The 15,485-nt window shown below is 34.5% G+C and carries 25 protein-coding genes; 3 read left to right on the top strand and 22 right to left on the bottom strand.

Annotated features, from left to right (window positions below):
• Positions 1-58: 58 nt before the first annotated feature.
• The gene (locus LRL21_RS16010) at positions 59-652 is read right to left on the bottom strand and encodes a hypothetical protein (RefSeq protein WP_240416811.1); all 594 of its coding nucleotides are present in this window, start codon (positions 650-652) and stop codon (positions 59-61) included.
• A gap of 173 nt (positions 653-825) precedes the next feature.
• Between LRL21_RS16010 and LRL21_RS16005 the strand changes: the two genes are divergently transcribed.
• On the top strand, positions 826-1,056 hold the full coding sequence (locus LRL21_RS16005; protein ID WP_240416810.1) for a helix-turn-helix domain-containing protein: 231 nt from the start codon (positions 826-828) through the stop codon (positions 1,054-1,056).
• A gap of 114 nt (positions 1,057-1,170) precedes the next feature.
• Here the strand turns inward: LRL21_RS16005 and LRL21_RS16000 are convergent, their stop codons facing one another.
• The 5 genes from LRL21_RS16000 to LRL21_RS15980 all read right to left on the bottom strand — a co-directional run bounded on the left by LRL21_RS16000 (position 1,171) and on the right by LRL21_RS15980 (position 5,064).
• Positions 1,171-2,043 (bottom strand): hypothetical protein, encoded by an 873-nt coding sequence (locus LRL21_RS16000; RefSeq protein WP_240416809.1) that lies wholly within the window; start codon positions 2,041-2,043, stop codon positions 1,171-1,173.
• A gap of 28 nt (positions 2,044-2,071) precedes the next feature.
• Entirely contained in the window at positions 2,072-2,716 is a 645-nt protein-coding gene (locus LRL21_RS15995) for a restriction endonuclease (RefSeq protein ID WP_240416808.1), read from the bottom strand.
• Between the two features lie 33 nt (positions 2,717-2,749).
• Complete coding sequence (locus tag LRL21_RS15990; protein ID WP_240416807.1) at positions 2,750-3,124, bottom strand: hypothetical protein; 375 nt, start codon at positions 3,122-3,124, stop codon at positions 2,750-2,752.
• A gap of 252 nt (positions 3,125-3,376) precedes the next feature.
• Positions 3,377-4,366, bottom strand: coding sequence for a hypothetical protein (locus LRL21_RS15985; RefSeq protein ID WP_240416806.1), 990 nt, complete (start codon positions 4,364-4,366; stop codon positions 3,377-3,379).
• A gap of 386 nt (positions 4,367-4,752) precedes the next feature.
• Complete coding sequence (locus LRL21_RS15980; RefSeq protein ID WP_240416805.1) at positions 4,753-5,064, bottom strand: helix-turn-helix domain-containing protein; 312 nt, start codon at positions 5,062-5,064, stop codon at positions 4,753-4,755.
• A gap of 405 nt (positions 5,065-5,469) precedes the next feature.
• Here LRL21_RS15980 and LRL21_RS15975 point away from each other — a divergent pair, with 405 nt between their 5' ends.
• On the top strand, positions 5,470-5,811 hold the full coding sequence (locus LRL21_RS15975) for a hypothetical protein (protein WP_240416804.1): 342 nt from the start codon (positions 5,470-5,472) through the stop codon (positions 5,809-5,811).
• Between the two features lie 178 nt (positions 5,812-5,989).
• On the opposite strand, the gene LRL21_RS15970 is transcribed toward LRL21_RS15975, so the two are convergent.
• From LRL21_RS15970 to LRL21_RS46800, 10 genes are all read right to left on the bottom strand, one after another.
• The gene (locus LRL21_RS15970; protein WP_240416803.1) at positions 5,990-6,364 is read right to left on the bottom strand and encodes a hypothetical protein; all 375 of its coding nucleotides are present in this window, start codon (positions 6,362-6,364) and stop codon (positions 5,990-5,992) included.
• Between the two features lie 213 nt (positions 6,365-6,577).
• Positions 6,578-6,952, bottom strand: a complete 375-nt coding sequence (locus LRL21_RS15965; RefSeq protein WP_240416802.1) for a hypothetical protein — start codon at positions 6,950-6,952, stop codon at positions 6,578-6,580.
• Positions 6,953-6,985: 33 nt separating this feature from the next.
• Positions 6,986-7,432 carry an HAD domain-containing protein gene (locus tag LRL21_RS15960; protein ID WP_240416801.1) on the bottom strand — a complete coding sequence of 149 codons (447 nt, stop codon included), beginning with the start codon at positions 7,430-7,432 and terminating at the stop codon, positions 6,986-6,988.
• 304 nt (positions 7,433-7,736) lie between these two features.
• Positions 7,737-7,913, bottom strand: a complete 177-nt coding sequence (locus LRL21_RS46805; protein ID WP_476703983.1) for a Rha family transcriptional regulator — start codon at positions 7,911-7,913, stop codon at positions 7,737-7,739.
• Between the two features lie 111 nt (positions 7,914-8,024).
• A complete protein-coding gene (locus LRL21_RS46275) occupies positions 8,025-8,159 on the bottom strand; it encodes a Rha family transcriptional regulator (RefSeq protein WP_338044636.1) in 135 nt (44 codons plus the stop codon).
• Positions 8,155-8,322 carry a Rha family transcriptional regulator gene (locus LRL21_RS46270; RefSeq protein ID WP_338044635.1) on the bottom strand — a complete coding sequence of 56 codons (168 nt, stop codon included), beginning with the start codon at positions 8,320-8,322 and terminating at the stop codon, positions 8,155-8,157. Before LRL21_RS46270 ends, LRL21_RS46275 begins: the two co-directional genes overlap by 5 nt.
• Positions 8,264-8,479 carry a BRO-N domain-containing protein gene (locus tag LRL21_RS15950; protein WP_420832456.1) on the bottom strand — a complete coding sequence of 72 codons (216 nt, stop codon included), beginning with the start codon at positions 8,477-8,479 and terminating at the stop codon, positions 8,264-8,266. Before LRL21_RS15950 ends, LRL21_RS46270 begins: the two co-directional genes overlap by 59 nt.
• 21 nt (positions 8,480-8,500) lie before the next feature.
• Positions 8,501-9,118, bottom strand: a complete 618-nt coding sequence (locus LRL21_RS15945; protein WP_240416798.1) for a recombinase family protein — start codon at positions 9,116-9,118, stop codon at positions 8,501-8,503.
• Between the two features lie 211 nt (positions 9,119-9,329).
• Positions 9,330-10,238 carry a restriction endonuclease gene (locus LRL21_RS15940; RefSeq protein WP_240416797.1) on the bottom strand — a complete coding sequence of 303 codons (909 nt, stop codon included), beginning with the start codon at positions 10,236-10,238 and terminating at the stop codon, positions 9,330-9,332.
• Between the two features lie 27 nt (positions 10,239-10,265).
• Entirely contained in the window at positions 10,266-10,475 is a 210-nt protein-coding gene (locus LRL21_RS46800) for a DUF6979 family protein (protein WP_420832453.1), read from the bottom strand.
• Between the two features lie 237 nt (positions 10,476-10,712).
• Between LRL21_RS46800 and LRL21_RS15935 the strand changes: the two genes are divergently transcribed.
• Entirely contained in the window at positions 10,713-11,969 is a 1,257-nt protein-coding gene (locus LRL21_RS15935) for an ISL3 family transposase (RefSeq protein WP_240416796.1), read from the top strand.
• Here the strand turns inward: LRL21_RS15935 and LRL21_RS15930 are convergent.
• From LRL21_RS15930 to LRL21_RS15905, 6 genes are all read right to left on the bottom strand, one after another.
• Entirely contained in the window at positions 11,959-12,735 is a 777-nt protein-coding gene (locus LRL21_RS15930) for a hypothetical protein (protein WP_240416795.1), read from the bottom strand. The two genes, LRL21_RS15935 and LRL21_RS15930, sit on opposite strands and share 11 nt — an antisense overlap.
• A 16-nt stretch (positions 12,736-12,751) precedes the next feature.
• Positions 12,752-13,147, bottom strand: a complete 396-nt coding sequence (locus LRL21_RS15925; RefSeq protein WP_240416794.1) for a hypothetical protein — start codon at positions 13,145-13,147, stop codon at positions 12,752-12,754.
• Between the two features lie 198 nt (positions 13,148-13,345).
• The gene (locus LRL21_RS15920; RefSeq protein ID WP_240416793.1) at positions 13,346-14,029 is read right to left on the bottom strand and encodes a P-loop NTPase family protein; all 684 of its coding nucleotides are present in this window, start codon (positions 14,027-14,029) and stop codon (positions 13,346-13,348) included.
• A gap of 115 nt (positions 14,030-14,144) precedes the next feature.
• Positions 14,145-14,381 carry a hypothetical protein gene (locus tag LRL21_RS15915; RefSeq protein ID WP_240416792.1) on the bottom strand — a complete coding sequence of 79 codons (237 nt, stop codon included), beginning with the start codon at positions 14,379-14,381 and terminating at the stop codon, positions 14,145-14,147.
• 359 nt (positions 14,382-14,740) lie between these two features.
• Positions 14,741-14,980 carry a hypothetical protein gene (locus LRL21_RS15910; RefSeq protein WP_240416791.1) on the bottom strand — a complete coding sequence of 80 codons (240 nt, stop codon included), beginning with the start codon at positions 14,978-14,980 and terminating at the stop codon, positions 14,741-14,743.
• 84 nt (positions 14,981-15,064) lie between these two features.
• On the bottom strand, positions 15,065-15,400 hold the full coding sequence (locus LRL21_RS15905; RefSeq protein ID WP_240416790.1) for a hypothetical protein: 336 nt from the start codon (positions 15,398-15,400) through the stop codon (positions 15,065-15,067).
• Between the last annotated feature and the right edge of the window lie 85 nt (positions 15,401-15,485).

Here is a 15,485-nt window from a genome sequence, read left to right as displayed (position 1 = left end):
CCATAAGTGACGGCATTCATCTCTATATCAGAGAATTACCTTGTTACCACTATTAAATCTATTTCTTCAATGATGACTTCATCATTTCCTCCAGCTCTTTACGCTTTTCTTCTTTGGTCATTGATTCAACTGGCTTATAATTTCCGTTTACATCATAATCCGCTGGATTTTTTGATTGTAATTTCGAGTCCTTTTCAAGGGTTCCTTGAGACTTTGTTAACTCCCATTGACGATCTGCCAACGGTTGATATTTACTCAACAAACTATCTCTTTGATTTATTGAAATTAAATCGTCAATCGGTTTAAGCTGATTCAAATAGTTAATTACATTAATGTAATCGTTCCCCAGTAACTTCTTTTGAGCCTTCACATAATAATATAAGTTTATTAAGTCCTGTTTCTCTTGCGGCAAATCACCTAGCCTTACTGAGTATACACTGCCAATCTCTTTCCATAACAAAGCATCCGCTTCATCAAGCTTGCTTTCTTTGATTTTGTTTAATGCAATATTGTATGTACTGGTTTCTGGCAAACTGACTTGCGTACTAGCTGCGAGCGGCTGGTTTGGCTTTACATTGCTTCCACACCCGACAACAAAACAAAGTGATACCGATACGGATAGCGTTATTATTAATTTTTTTCTAATTTTCATTATGTTGACACCACACCCTCATATTAATAATATTTCAACTTTTGAAGCAAATGTCGAATAGACCACAATAATATTAACACAAATAATTGTTAATTAAAACCAAAAAGTCGTGTGAACAAGACAATGAAGATACATAATTTCCGTAATAATTAATTCTAAAAGGAGACTATCCTTTGCCACTTGAATTAATTTTCGGAAAAGTCGTAAAAAGTCTAAGAATTAAAAAAGATATCACGCAAGAACAACTAGCACTTGATAGCACCCTTGGACGCACTTATATTTCCGAACTTGAGAATGGTAAATATCAACCTACCCTAACAAGCCTTTTTGACATTGCAAAAGCATTAAAAATGAATCCCTCTGATCTTGTCAGGCTTGTAGAACTTGAATACAACAACCAATAGTCTTAACACATGAAAAAGACGCTCAGGCACACTCCTGAAGCGTCTGTTTTACGCTATGACCCCTTTCACCAACCTGCATGAAAGAAGGGTTTTATCTAAATTCCTACTTTGAACCTAGAAGTAATCATCAATTTTACTAAGGTTAAAGTAATTATTATTAAGTCTTTCTATGATTGTTCTTTGGTTAAGATTGTTTTGAATAATCTCTCGCTCCAACTTTTCTAGCCATGCTATCTTCATTCGCTTCAAAAATATCATAAGTAAGAATTGAATAAGTATAATTATTATTACAAGAGCAAGTCCATCAAAGATTTGCTTCCATAGGAGATCATTAAAGTTATAGTGCAAGCAAACATAGATCATGAAATAAAGTGGGATTATTATTTTGATAATTGCAGTAAAGTTAAACTCTTGTTCTAATTTCATTTTATTAACTTCAACTATTTCCCTATCATGTTCTGGATTAAGTTTCTTTGCTAACCTGAGTAAAGACTCAGCCACTATACGTTTGTATTGTTTGACTTTCTTAGATACTAGCAGTGTCGCAAGTTCAGAAAAATGCCTAAAAAAGAAAATCCAATAAAAAGGCACCAATACATAGAACTCTTTTAAAATTGTATGATATACTAAATATCCATTTATTAGTACTGCGATCAGAATAACTATTTTTTGAAAGAATCTCAATGGAATAATTCCCATTACATCTACCATTGCAATTGGGTTGTAATACGCCTTTATTTTGCCCTGTCTATAGTGGTAATTAAATATGTCGAATAACGAAATTGATAAATTATGAAAAAAAGCGTATCCAACTAGTGTTGTCAACCAGTGTTTCTGCATATCCACAATATCAGGATATACCCAATAACCCAGACCTGCTAAAGCCAAATACAACGCCCAATTACTTAACCCACCAGAAGTAATTTTTTGCCTTTCCCTATCTTGCAATCTATTGATATAGTCTAACCAATCTTTTTGTGTTTTCATTGATTCCAACTCAATAACCTACCTTTAGTTATTTTGATTGTATTGATTTCACGAACTTCTCAGCTTTATGATCTTTCTTTATCACTGGTAACTCGTTATTCATTTCATTCCAAGACTCCAAAATAACTCTTGGTTCAGATTCAATAGTCTCCATTGCTTTTAGATTATCCTCCTGCTTAAAAGCATCAATAATTCTTATTAGATCATCACGATCCAATAGTTTAACATGATTAATTCCTGCCAATTTTTCACATGGCTCTGTGTACTTTGTCGTAGCTATTACAATGGCTTTTTTAGCCTTATAGTACCTCATTGACGTAAAAACCTCTTGAACTGCGCCAATACCCACTGGATAATCAATTCCGTATCTCTTTGCCTGAACTACATTTCTTACCCCTTCACGATCTATAAAGATTAAATCTGCCCCAAAATCTCGACTTCCCACTGTTTTATACACGCCAGAATAGCCAAGTTCTAATAGTAATCTGTACAAGTAAATTTCAAATTCCGAGCCATCACTCATTCTATCTATATCTGTAATGGTAATTTTCTTTAGATCATAGTCATAAGGTAATGGTTGATTTTGTTCTTTCGCTCTATTGTTGATTTTGTAACCAACAATGCCAATTACAATAATAATTAATACTACTGAAATAATGATAATGCCTAGCACAAAAATACCTCCAACAGAATGTCATATTGCATGTTACTGATGATCGTAACAAAACACTTGATTATTAAACTTATTTGGTCTTTCCAAGCAATAGCTTCTAACTTTTTCACTTACTTTTTTACCACAATTAGCACATTGAAATGTACTTATGTCATTTGAAACTGTAACGTCATTGACTACCTCTTGAACATTGTTCGATTTTCTAGCTCTATTCTTTATTAATACAAATGAAATCCTAAGAATAAGCAACACTATACCGATTATTATTCCATAATTGAGGAAAGGTATCTCAATTGATGTATTTAGTACCTTTGTTTCCAACACCCATACAAATGCTTTTAACGTGCATAACATCCCTAATGCACTAACCAAGAAAGTTGAAATTGATTGTTTACTCCTTCTTGCCATGTAAATCCCTCCAAAACATAATTAGTAAAATTGTACCATAACTTTTGTCTTAATATGTAATATTTTGTTATATCGCAATTTAATAATCTAGTTCTCATATCCCACTCAACTAAAAGATACACTGATGCGTAAAGAACCCAGAGATAGGTTTCTGGGCTTCTTTGCGTATAATATTCACATAACGTTTGTTGGACAAAATGAAACACACCATCATTGCATTAACGTTTTTCATTCATGTAATTCAAGTATAGACTATGAATCTATGCTTGCTATCGCTTCTAATAATTGAAATTTATTGAGTATTCGTAGTGTTTCATTGTAGTCATCAATATCTTTAGCCATAAAATTATTTGATACAACTACAGCGAGCATCTCTAGACAGGAAAACAGTCTAAAAAAATTAATTGAAATGTAGTAGTCTCTATTAAAACCATGTAGAATGCTATGACGATTTAAAGTAAAATCTGACCCTGATTTATATAAATAATCAAGACCATACTTTTCAAAAGAGACAAACATATCCATTGCTTCATCAACTTTTACTAATATTTCATCAACCATATAATCGTCTGGGATGATTTGTTTAAGGTTATTTTGATATTCAAATAACAAAAAATTATCACGCCAGTTTTCTTTACGATACCTAACAGCGGTTTCAAAAGCACTTGTTGAACCTTGTTTGTTATATGGTAATGAATGGCTCTCACAAAAATCTCTCGCGATTCCTTCGATGATAGTTAGCAACAATGTAATTGCCCCAGCGTTTTTTCCTAACAAAAAGCAATCAATTGCTTCTTCAATTAAATATAGATAGTTGCTGAACAATTTTATTTTCCTATACGTGCTTGTTAGTTGCGAAGCAAAATATTTTGTCTCATAAATTGATTTATATAATATATCTACATCTTCGACTTCGTTTTCACTAATAATCCTATAAATAGTTCCCATTGTAATGAATGGAGGGAAAACCCACTTTTGTTTCAAAAATCTTTCGCCAAGTGTCATGTGGTACTCTAACATTTCTTTAGGTGATTGAAGCGGAATTATGTATTCAACACGATCATCTTTTCTTATATTTATAGACTGGAATCTTGTGGTTCTGCCCCAATCACGTATTCCTATCATAGTAATATCAATAAATCTTTTCTTCATTTCTAAAATGAGCTGATCTTCCGATAAATTTCTGTCCTTAAGAACACTTGTATAGTATAAGTAATAGCTATTTAGTATCTTATTACCCATGTTTACCCCCAAGTAAATTTTCAGCTTCACTACTTGCTCAGAACTATTCCCTTTTTATCCCTATTGTACCATTAGGCTTAGCTGTAGTTGATAATATTTCCGTTCAAATTTATTTGTTTAAGTTGTACAGCCATTACACAACTCATATTGTTTCACTAACTCTTTCCTTCTTGTCTTAAACTATTACCTCATAATGTTGATTTTTCAACACTCCGAGAAAATTATTTGTAGTTAGTGCTTGATCCATGATAGTCGGTTCCTAAACCTCCTTTATCAATGTCAGTTCAACCCACGATCCCATCTTCTTCAAATTGCATTAATATAGAAATGTCCTCTATCTCCAATGCAACCGCGATTCGTTCACTTAATGAAAGATTAGTACATATTTAAATCTCTTCCTTTTTTCGCTTCAAGCAAAAGTCGATGTATTCTAAGATAAATCTCCTTTCAAATTCGTCAAGTTTGTAATATTCTTGCTTGTTTAAAATTTCCTGTTCTCCATTGACTAACCAATCAATTGAAACATTAAAGACCTCACTTAGCTTCGACAATAACTTCATTGTTGGATTATCAGACTTTCCACTTTCTAATTGACCAATTGCTGAGGGAGTGCAATTAGCTAATTCAGCTAATTTTCTAGCTGTAATCCCTAACTCCTCCCTTTTTAGTTTTACTCTATCTCCAATAATGTAACTCATTCTATCACTCCGTCCAGTGTTATGGTTATAAAATAAAATATACACAACGAAATGTCAAATGAATATTATATTTAACTTTATCAGACCAAAACATCCAATTTCATATGATTTAACTTCTTTATATTAAATATATTTAATTTATTTATTGACACCACTTTTGTTTGTATGGTATATTTAACAAGCCGATTTACAAAATAAATACTCTACAAGGGAGGGAACAATGAATAAAAAGAAATAATTTCTCGGTTATTAATTAGATTATGTCTCAATGCTTCACTGCAATTTATTACTGAAATTAATATATCGTAATAATTACATTTATCATTTGAAGTAATATGTAATTTCCGCACTATAACAATAACTTATCTATTTTGCCCAAAATACATTATTTTAAGGAGAATGATCATGATTACAAACGGATTAGTATTAAATTCAAAACCAATTAATAACACAAGAAAAGCATACGCGTACTACACAGGCAATGTAAGTCACATTATTCGTAAGGGAGAATTGATTGATGCTATACGATTGACAATAACATATGACGAAGCAGAGGCTTCAAAGCAACCAACATATCGCTTGGCTAGAGGTAATGAATTAAAGTGGTGGTCATCTATATCAGAATACGTACCCAAAAATAAAATTATTGAATGTATTGATGGTCTATATTTATGGAATGAAATTTGGTCAACCGATGAGGATGGATTTGAGGATTATTCTTGTGGATTCACAAAAATTTATTCTTGATAAGCATTCAAGTTGAGTTCATCGAATACGAGCAAGTTTCTTGCAGCTACTCATTTAATTCTATCTTTCGTGTTTTCATAAATTTTCAATATCATATACGATTGGAAAATGTATACTATCAGCGGTCATAGCAAAAAGAACCACAATACAAGGACTAGTCGTATTGTGGTTACTTCCATTATTCAATTCTTCTACGATAACGTATTAACAGAATATCGATTTCATGAGCTCTAAATTCCACCCAAAAATCCGAATATTCTTTAATATCGTATTCTTTTGAATTAAAGCAAGTAATTGCTAATTCAATGAAATTTTCAGTAGGAAGATTATATCTTTGAAGTACATCTTTTAATGCTAGAAATACTTGTCTGTCTGGATTATGAACATCAATACTGAAAAGATCTTGCTCCGTTGTAATAATGCATGTTATTGCACTCTGTCTTTCCAAATCATATAATTCAAATTCTTCGGCAGGGTCGTGTAGTTCATTGATTGTCATACTGTATTTTTCTGCTACTTCGTGTAGCTCTGTTAATTCTGGTATATTAATCATATGTTCTCCTTTATATTATTAGTCTAAATTGCAGGTACAGCAATAAGTAAGGGATTGAACTTTTAAGTATAGATTTGTTGAAGTGCCTGTTAGTATGTATGTTTTAGATTCTGAATGACCTATAGTAATTCTTCTCCATGAATATCCGTTTAAAATTTTAGATAATTTCTCTGGTAAAATTAATTGCTGCATTATTATCCCCTCACTTTATCGTCACTCTTTCGTTTGTGATAATGGTGGATTCTTCATCCATTCCTCAATAATATCTCTTATTTCATACCTGTCTCTGGTACATTTTTCTCGGATTACTTCCCAATCTTCACTAACATAGACTTGTTTAAGCTTATACTGACCAATTACTCGACCATCTGGATACCATCCCAAGTCTATTATCGATTTACCTTGTTTGGGTATTATCCAATCTCCATCTTCAAGTTTCATCTGAACTATCTGTAAAATATCTTCGGTGAAATACTCCCAGTTATCTAGAAAACCATCGTCACTTTTACAAGGTATTGGCTCAATATCAGTAAATTTATTAAAGCAGACAGCATAACCCATTGGAATCCTCAAGGGTACTAGTGACATAGCATAACCTCCTACACACAATTTTTCCTTCGTTCATTGTTTGTTCATCATTAATCTGTTTATTACATCATCTTTTACACTTTCCGTTATTCCAGTTCTAAAATCAGTTTCCACAAGGAAAGGCTCCAATTCACCCATCTCTTCTTCATCGTCAATAATAATGAATCCTTCAAGATCATCAAAAGTGTCCAAATATGCCTGTATTTCAATTCCTCTGATTGTTTCATCGTTGAACGAAGGAGTCATACCAATTACACAATCCTCTAAACCATTAGCCTTAAATATGGATTGTAATTGAGTCAAGTTCCTGCCTTCTCTCCAAGATGAAGAAATGACTATTTTCGCTTCAGTCGCTGCAAGGATTTCACTTAATTTTCGAACGCAGCTTGGGTCAAACGTATGTCCAAAATACTTGTCACTTGGTATTAAAGAGCTAGATGTTACTAGTACCCCATCGATATCTAAAAAGATTAATTTCAAGCAATCAACACCCCCAGTATAATAATTTGCTCAAACCAAATATGCTCCAATGTTGGACCAGAGATCACTGGTTCATATATCCATATCAATTCCCTTTTTATACCTATTGTACCATTTGGCGTGTAGCAGTAGTTGATAATTATCGTTCTCTCCAAAATACAGCGCGGCGATTTGCAGTGCCTATACCCTGCTACAATATACACTTTTGCCACAAAGTATCAAGTACGCCCCCCTTACCCCTTCCCCTATAAGAAAAAAAGCATCCACTATTATTAGATGCTCTCTCATTTGAAGGTTCCGTTGATTAATTTGTATTAGCATAATTCAGTATGTCACAACAAACCTCTCTACCAGTAAATCCCATCACCAGCATCATGAACCCATCGCGTGTTATTTCATACATTGGTCTTTTCTCACCTTTTGTATCGATATATTCAATCGGCTCAAAATTGAGCCGATTAAAATTCTCAACGTTTTCAATGCCTTCTATCTTCTTGACTTTATATTGTCCCTGACTTACCCTTCACTTACCTTAAAATTAAGGTCAGTGAAATTCTCAATGTTTTCAATTGACTATTAATAATGACCATATTCATTTAGGCTGACCAGTACATCCCATAGCCAACATCATAAACCCATCGCGCGTCATTTCATACATGGGCAGTTTTCTGCCTGTTGTATCGGTAAATTCACTCAACGCAAAATTGCGTTCAGTGAATTTCTTAATGTTTTCTTGCGACTACCCCTTGCATGAATCCATCGCGCGTCATTTCGTACATCGGCAGTTTTCTACCTGTTATATCGAAATATTCACTCGGCTCAAAATTGAGCTTAGTGAAATTCTTTAGCTTCTTTCTTGCGGCTATTGAGGACAAGCGAATAAAGACCATATTCATTTACTATAAGCATTTCTTGCTTGCCTCCAAGGGTATCATTAACGTATACACCCTTTTCATCGTCATCAAGTTTCACCAATGATTGACTAACATTCTTAATCTCCAATACATCACATACATCTTTGGCAATCCACCATGGCTGATTGTTTATCTATGCAAAAAACATCCATTATTAAACGGATGCTCGCTCCTGTTCATATTCATTTGTTCTTCTATAAAACGTATTAGGTTTCATATCGACCCTACGCATTGCCTCTACCGCGGTAATGCTTCCAGTTTTCCATTCCTCATAAACAACAATAAACTCATTGCTAATTTCACGTCTTGGTCTACCAAACTTAACACCGCTATTTTTAGCCGCTGCAATTCCTTCCATTTGCCTACTATTGATTTTTTCCTTTTCTCTTTCAGCCATATACGACAATAATTCTAATACTATTGTGGATATGACCTTCTCTAAACCATTCTTGTATTGCCTGGTATCTAAAATTGGCATATCCAAAATAACAATATTCGCGCCAATTTCCTGAGTGATTTCCTTCCATTCCTTTTTTATCTCTTCTGCGTTTCTGCCTAACCGATCCAGCTCTTTAATAAAAAGTATATCGCCTTTTCTCAATACCAACTTTAATGCTTGGTATTTTGGTCGATCAAAATCTTTACCGCTTTGCTTGTCTATGTAAAGATCGCGTTCTTGAATGTCCAAACCTTTCAATGCTTCAATTTGTCTTGCTTCATTTTGCTCTTTCGTTGAAACACGTATATAGCCAAAGCTCCGTATTTCTCCCATATGGCTCTCACCTTTCGATTGGTTTCCAGTATATTAGCATGTTATTTCAAAACATACCAGTTTTATTTGAAATATTTCAAATATGGAAACCCCACATTTTGAAAGGTGAAATACTATAAAAAATGGAAGCGGAATCGGCATGGCATAAAGTATACTTTTTGACATGATTATATTTAAAGGGTATTAATAAATTCTTATTTTTATCATGGTACTATTCGTTTTTTTCAATTACTTCTCCATTGTCATCGAACATCCATTTGGAAATGTTATCTTCAAATATGAAAAACTTCTCATCCTTTTCCATACTTTTAAAAAGTAATAACGCAACTTTACCTCCGTCGTCTACGATGAGTTGATGTTCCCTTGAATATGAAGTAAATTTAAATTCAAAACCTTTAATTGCAACAAAATGACCAAGCATTATCACATATTTTGTTTGCTCAAACTCATGTCTCCCCTCTGTCACTTCGTTTGGTATACTTGGGGCTAAATTTATTATTGGTTTAATTACATCTTGAATGTTAGAAATCTGAATATAATTGTGATCATAAAAAAACTCATGTTTGGTACTTACGGAACGTTGCTCACCCCAATTATCCATCAGTAAACCTTGAACTCTTTTAATTTCATCATCATCAATAGCTATCCAATTAATAACAACGTTTTTCATCAGAATAAATTCTAAATTGACTTGCACACTTCTTATGATTCCATCCCAATCTGAGTCGATTGCTTCTCTTAAGATTGACAAATTTATATTTTCATCTTTAGCAAAATCTATGGCTCCTTTTGTATAGCCAACGGTTGTAACAACAAATGCCTCATCAGGTTTTATCTGAGAAACTACTCCAAAAAAATCTCTTATGATACCTATTCCAATAACCTTGTCATATTGCTTACATTCGACAAGTATTCTCTTAAGCCTTCCATTTTTCTCTATTGTTACATCTATTTGATGTTGCGCTGACTTACCAATACCCTTTAGTCTTAGATCATGAATAACTACATTACTCTCATCAATAATTTTGTAAACTATAGCAGCCAACCTTTCATATTTACTACCATTTTTCATTTTTTCATTTGCGATTAGCTTATTGTATATTTGATCAATGCTATTCACAAGTCACTTCCTTATCTTACTTAGTTTTCATTTAATCAGTCCATTCTCCCACAGTGCAATCACCACATCCATCTGTGAGTTATGCTTTTTAACTTTCCTATCTATAACAGTCTTCCACAACAAATTCTTGTCAACGGCTAATTTTGGGTTCCTCTTTAACAACTCAATCGCTCTAATTCCATAATCTTTATTCTTTTGCGATTTACGTTCACTATCCCTACCGCTCACGATCAACATTCGTTAAGAAGATATTGATTTAAAATATGTATTAATAAAATTCAAGAATCCTCTTACACAAATCGCTTTAAACTGTTCATACGTTATTTTTACTTCGTATACCCTTCTCAACCCATTTAATTTCGGCTCAAAACAGAAATCAGTGCTTGACGATATAAACTACTTTTGAAAATGGAAAAACATCTGCTAAACCTGTAATGTTGTAAGTCCTACCAAACAACAAAAGGAATTAGACAGATGCAAATCCAGTATATCAATGAAATGCTCAATATACCAGAGCTACGAATTAACCAGATTCTGTCGATAAGTGCAGACGAAATACAGATAGAAGCAGTACCAGTGGCCTCAAAGCAAGGTTGTCCGATTTGTCGATCCGATGAAACGGTCTCGCTTAAAGGAAGCAATGGACTACGTACCGTCCGGCATCTCCCTGCATTCGAGAAAAAAGTGGTTCTTCTGGTTCCGAGTACCCGGATGCATTGCTCGCGATGCGAGGTTGGTTTTGTTTGGATGTATGAATTTGTTGGTCCTAAAAGACGGTACAGCCACCTCTTTCGTGAACGAGCTGTCCAGCAAGCATTTGGCTCCACAGCAGCCCATAGTGCCCGGATGCAACAAGCTCCTGTCAGCACTATTCAGCAGATGCATAACGAGGCGATTCCGTTCGAGAGTGAACGGCTTTCTGAACAAGCTTGGACGCAAGCGAAGACGAACAGCGGCCTTGTTTTGGGTGTTGATGACTTCGCCATAAAGAAAGGCCATACCTACAATACAGGTATTCATGATCTGAAAGGAGAGACGATGCTCGATCTTTTTCCTGGACGAAAACTGGAAGATTTGCGGGCCTATGCCCAGCAGCATCCTGACTTCCTGCTGCTTGCTCCCAAGGCGGTGGTGATGGATTTAGCCCAAGCCTATCACACGTGGATCCATGAATGTTTTCCAACAGCAATCCGAATCGCAGATCGATTTCATGTGCATGGTTATGTCATAGAGGCCGTGCAAGAGGTTCGTAAATCGGTACAAAACACGCTTTCTCCACGAGCTAGAGCTCTGCTTAAAGCACATCACCGCTTACTCAATCCTCCGGCAGAAACTCTATCTGCCGAAAGTAAGCAGAAACTTGATGGATTACTGGGCTACTCAGCTATTCTGCGGAGTAGTTGGGAATGGAAAGAAGCTTTTACCGTGTGGTATGACCATTCACCGAATGTCGAAGTTGCCATACAGGGCTTCGGCCGTTGGTGTGAAAAGGGTGACACCATCGACCACGAAGCCGTCAAAAGCGCGCTAAAAACGATGCGTAATTGGCAAGAGGAAATCATCAATTACCATCGTTGCCGCTGGACAAATGCTACCGTTGAAGGTCGTCATAATCGTATTAAAGCCTTTCAACGCCGTCATTATTTTATTTGTAACCCCGATCGATACAAATCGGGGATTTTAGTTGAATGTAATCGTCATCGCCTTTCAAGTTGTATGATCAAGCACTGATTTTGAGATTGAGCCTTAATTTCCCATCCCTTTTTAATTTTACTTCCATTTGGTTCTCAGCCACAGTTATTGTATTTAACATGGCGGTATCGCTATCTGTAAAATGGAACCCCCAATAATCGCCTTCGTGTGCAAATATGTTTCGTAATTCATTTATTACCCTTGCGAATATTTCCATATCTATTTCCGTGTTCCATCTATCGTTGTTAGTTTGCTTATACTCACCAAAGGTTTCGTTAAATTTATACCTGTCATCACCAAGACTTCTTCTAAAATTATCTATAATAAACTGGGCATCTGCCTCTTCGATATATGTATTGAAAAAGTCAATAATTATCATTGATTTGCTATTCATTTCTATGTCAGCCAATGAATATAAGGTTTCTATACATACAACAAAGTAAAATATCTTTAAAGAATGCTTCCCTTTGCGTATGACATCCATATCGTCTGCAAGGGATACTAATCGTTCGACACTATTAATCATTCTCCGAGGACTATTGTTGCTTCTAAACTTTAAAATGTTAGTGATAAATACTACTAATTTCGACTTTTCTTCTACATAGTTAGTAAAGAACTCTACTAGCCGCGGCAATAGATTATCATCGTTTACTGCTGTTATGAATTGAAAGTAAAGTTCCATTTGCGCTTCACTATCATTTGAATCCATAAGGATTAACACTTCTTCTTCTTTTAAACTTAACTTTTCTATGAAATCTGACAATGACACTTGAATTTCTTCCAAAACCTTGCGCAATTCAAACATAAGCACCCACCCAATATTAATAATTCCATCCATATTCTAACTTAGTATTCGTCTGGAGAACGAATTGCCCCCATGTTATACCTGTAATTTTGGGGCTGTTACTTATCCCCTCGAAAGACCAAACGATTTCATTTGTCCAAGGATCTTTACCTTCTTTAGGGCTATATACAGACCAACATGTCCCAATTGAATTAACTAGTAGTAATGTTATAAATACGGCTTGGTTTATTTCCATATTATCTATATATTCTGTTACAAATTTCGCTTCAAATAATGATTTATCCTCTAATCTCCCATAGGTCTTTTCTTTAATTTGCAGGTGAGTTGCATTTTCAAATTGCTTGAGCAACTTATCAGCTTTAATTTCATTTTTCACTCTCAAAAATAAATGCCATTTGATTTGAAAGTACATATACATCACCTTCACTCATAATTTCACCAAATCCATGGTTTATGCTGACACAGATATAATTTCAACATTAACTCCGCAGTAAGTCCTCGATTGCTTGTTGACCAAGAGTTATTAATTTAAATATATTAGTTATGCGTGAATGTTATCAGTAACGAAACCACAACACGATTGTTAATCGCCCTGTGGTTCCAAGAGACTCTATACATTACGAATTATCTTTTCATCTGGATGTATGATCTCTATCGTTTCATCAACAAGTCCCTGTATGACATCAAGTCTGCTCGTTGGCAAAAGAACAATTGCTCCTGCTTCTTTAAGTATTTCATTGATCAACTTAATCCGTTCATATAAGTAGGTATTGATCAAACCAGGATTGAGCCAAGGATAGCCAAAAACTAGCTTACCATGAGCCAGACCAATGGCTGCAGAAGCATTCCATCTTTCATTACTTATCATTTCAATATTCCTGTCTAATCTTGAAGGTGATAGCTGGAATCGTTCTATCAAACGATCAATTTGGTCATTCTGCCCACTCTTTAATTGCTTGATAATTGATGGTTTCCCAAAGGTAAACCGTCTTTTTTTATTTATTCCTTCACCTATATACCAGCCCAACTCAGCTAAATCAGTTTTACTCAATATCTTTCCATTGAAGTTTATTTCTCCTTGATATTCATGCATGTTACGTCCAGCCAAAATATATGAGAGTGTCCAGCCACCAGATCCACATTCCCCAATAAGCCCGTATACCTTACCACCAACAAAAGATGCAGTGAAGTCATGGCAATGATCTCTCATAGCACCATACCCTTTTAAAGAAGGATCACTAACTGCACTGACATTCTTTACTTCTATTTTGACTAAATCCGCGGTCAGTTTCACACTTAAGAACCCCAATTCTGGTATATTTGAAATTGGAATATTGCTTAAAACTTGTGCATAGGAACCTTGTAAAGATTGGAGCAATAAATCTTGCAGATTACCATTACATGTTCATTCAGAAAATTATTGTAACCTCAACATCTTTCCAGATGTCTTTTAAGTGTTTACCATCAATCATTCCCTTTTGAAGCAATTCAATGTGATCTGTGAAAGTTTGATAATCACTATTGAACTCTGATAAATACGTACCGTTGCTGTTATGACTAATTGAATATTCCTTTCCCAAGTATTTAAAGTGAAGTTCATGACCATTGTCTAAGTCACGCACTAATTCCTCAAATGAATATGACATATTTCATTCCTCCAGCTTTACAATTGTTCTCATTAACAGCTCACTTAATTTAACCCCTTTGGTTTACTAACACTTGATGAAAACAAAGGAGAACCCAACTTTATCCATTTAACCCTATATTCTTCTATGGTAAAAGGCTCAAGACTTGCATCATCGAAACCTGATTGAAATCCACAACAAGGACAAATAGTCTGCATAGCGAATCCATCCTCATATTGGGGATAGTCCAATTGATCGTAGCCGCAGACAACACATATGTACATTTAGAGTTCATCCTTAAATCGATATGATTTTATTAATTTCCATAAACAACATCATCATAAGCATCACCTAATGAAAACATCATCTTTTATTCAGAATCATTTTTCTATTATAGGAACATATTCACTTGGAGCCTCTTCGAATCCCTTCCAGAACACCCAGAGTCTTTCACACTCAGGACATAAAAAGAAACTTTGCATCCTCATGTATAACTCTTCATTGTCAATTTTCTTATCATATCCCTCATAATCAACATCAGAGATAAACTTATACTCGATTTCACATGGGATATTACTATATCTTAATAAATTTCCATAAGTACAAAGCATTTGAGGCATAGAAACGCTCCTTCTATGGTATTAATAAATCTTCATACGTTTAAAATATAGCTCGTTTCATCAACTTTGAAATCCATGTTTTATCTATAAATCGTATTTGGGATTACTTTGTAATTCCAATCTCTTTAGGCAATTCTTTAACAAACCCAAGGCTTCATTCATTTCATCACAAGTTTGAAGGATTTCAATATAGTAAAAAACGATACCAGACCTTAAGAACAAAATATCAAGGTTTCCTTTGATATGTCCTTGAAACCGCAATCGTTTAATAGAATCTGCAATAGCTTTTCCATTCAGTGAAGAATTGGATAGCTCACTGGTTTTAGCGTGAATATTATCTATCGTTAATTCTTGCTTAGTCTCAAAACGAAGTTTTAACATTGAAAGTATGATCATGAGGTCAATATCATTGTCATCCATAATAATTCTCCTTGCGATTATAATTACTTTCAAGTAATTACCTATCTCTCGAATACATACCATCTGTATGGTCATGTATCATTAA

Origin of the sequence: Paenibacillus periandrae (assembly GCF_022458865.1) — a bacterium.
In the GTDB taxonomy this organism is placed as follows: domain Bacteria; phylum Bacillota; class Bacilli; order Paenibacillales; family NBRC-103111; genus Paenibacillus_S; species Paenibacillus_S periandrae.
Note: the sequence above shows the minus strand (reverse complement) of the source record. Positions and strands in the feature narration are given on the sequence as shown.

What these genes read in the sequence shown, in the direction of transcription:
- LRL21_RS16010 (WP_240416811.1), bottom strand. Translation starts at nt 652, where the DNA reads ATGAAAATTAGAAAAAAATTAATAATAACGCTATCCGTATCGGTATCA.
- LRL21_RS16000 (WP_240416809.1), bottom strand. Translation starts at nt 2,043, where the DNA reads ATGAAAACACAAAAAGATTGGTTAGACTATATCAATAGATTGCAAGAT.
- LRL21_RS15990 (WP_240416807.1), bottom strand. Translation starts at nt 3,124, where the DNA reads ATGGCAAGAAGGAGTAAACAATCAATTTCAACTTTCTTGGTTAGTGCA.
- LRL21_RS15985 (WP_240416806.1), bottom strand. Translation starts at nt 4,366, where the DNA reads ATGGGTAATAAGATACTAAATAGCTATTACTTATACTATACAAGTGTT.
- LRL21_RS15980 (WP_240416805.1), bottom strand. Translation starts at nt 5,064, where the DNA reads ATGAGTTACATTATTGGAGATAGAGTAAAACTAAAAAGGGAGGAGTTA.
- LRL21_RS15975 (WP_240416804.1), top strand. Translation starts at nt 5,470, where the DNA reads ATGATTACAAACGGATTAGTATTAAATTCAAAACCAATTAATAACACA.
- LRL21_RS15970 (WP_240416803.1), bottom strand. Translation starts at nt 6,364, where the DNA reads ATGATTAATATACCAGAATTAACAGAGCTACACGAAGTAGCAGAAAAA.
- LRL21_RS15965 (WP_240416802.1), bottom strand. Translation starts at nt 6,952, where the DNA reads ATGTCACTAGTACCCTTGAGGATTCCAATGGGTTATGCTGTCTGCTTT.
- LRL21_RS46270 (WP_338044635.1), bottom strand. Translation starts at nt 8,322, where the DNA reads ATGGTCTTTATTCGCTTGTCCTCAATAGCCGCAAGAAAGAAGCTAAAG.
- LRL21_RS15945 (WP_240416798.1), bottom strand. Translation starts at nt 9,118, where the DNA reads ATGGGAGAAATACGGAGCTTTGGCTATATACGTGTTTCAACGAAAGAG.
- LRL21_RS46800 (WP_420832453.1), bottom strand. Translation starts at nt 10,475, where the DNA reads ATGTTGATCGTGAGCGGTAGGGATAGTGAACGTAAATCGCAAAAGAAT.
- LRL21_RS15935 (WP_240416796.1), top strand. Translation starts at nt 10,713, where the DNA reads ATGCAAATCCAGTATATCAATGAAATGCTCAATATACCAGAGCTACGA.
- LRL21_RS15930 (WP_240416795.1), bottom strand. Translation starts at nt 12,735, where the DNA reads ATGTTTGAATTGCGCAAGGTTTTGGAAGAAATTCAAGTGTCATTGTCA.
- LRL21_RS15925 (WP_240416794.1), bottom strand. Translation starts at nt 13,147, where the DNA reads ATGTACTTTCAAATCAAATGGCATTTATTTTTGAGAGTGAAAAATGAA.
- LRL21_RS15915 (WP_240416792.1), bottom strand. Translation starts at nt 14,381, where the DNA reads ATGTCATATTCATTTGAGGAATTAGTGCGTGACTTAGACAATGGTCAT.
- LRL21_RS15910 (WP_240416791.1), bottom strand. Translation starts at nt 14,980, where the DNA reads ATGCCTCAAATGCTTTGTACTTATGGAAATTTATTAAGATATAGTAAT.
- LRL21_RS15905 (WP_240416790.1), bottom strand. Translation starts at nt 15,400, where the DNA reads ATGGATGACAATGATATTGACCTCATGATCATACTTTCAATGTTAAAA.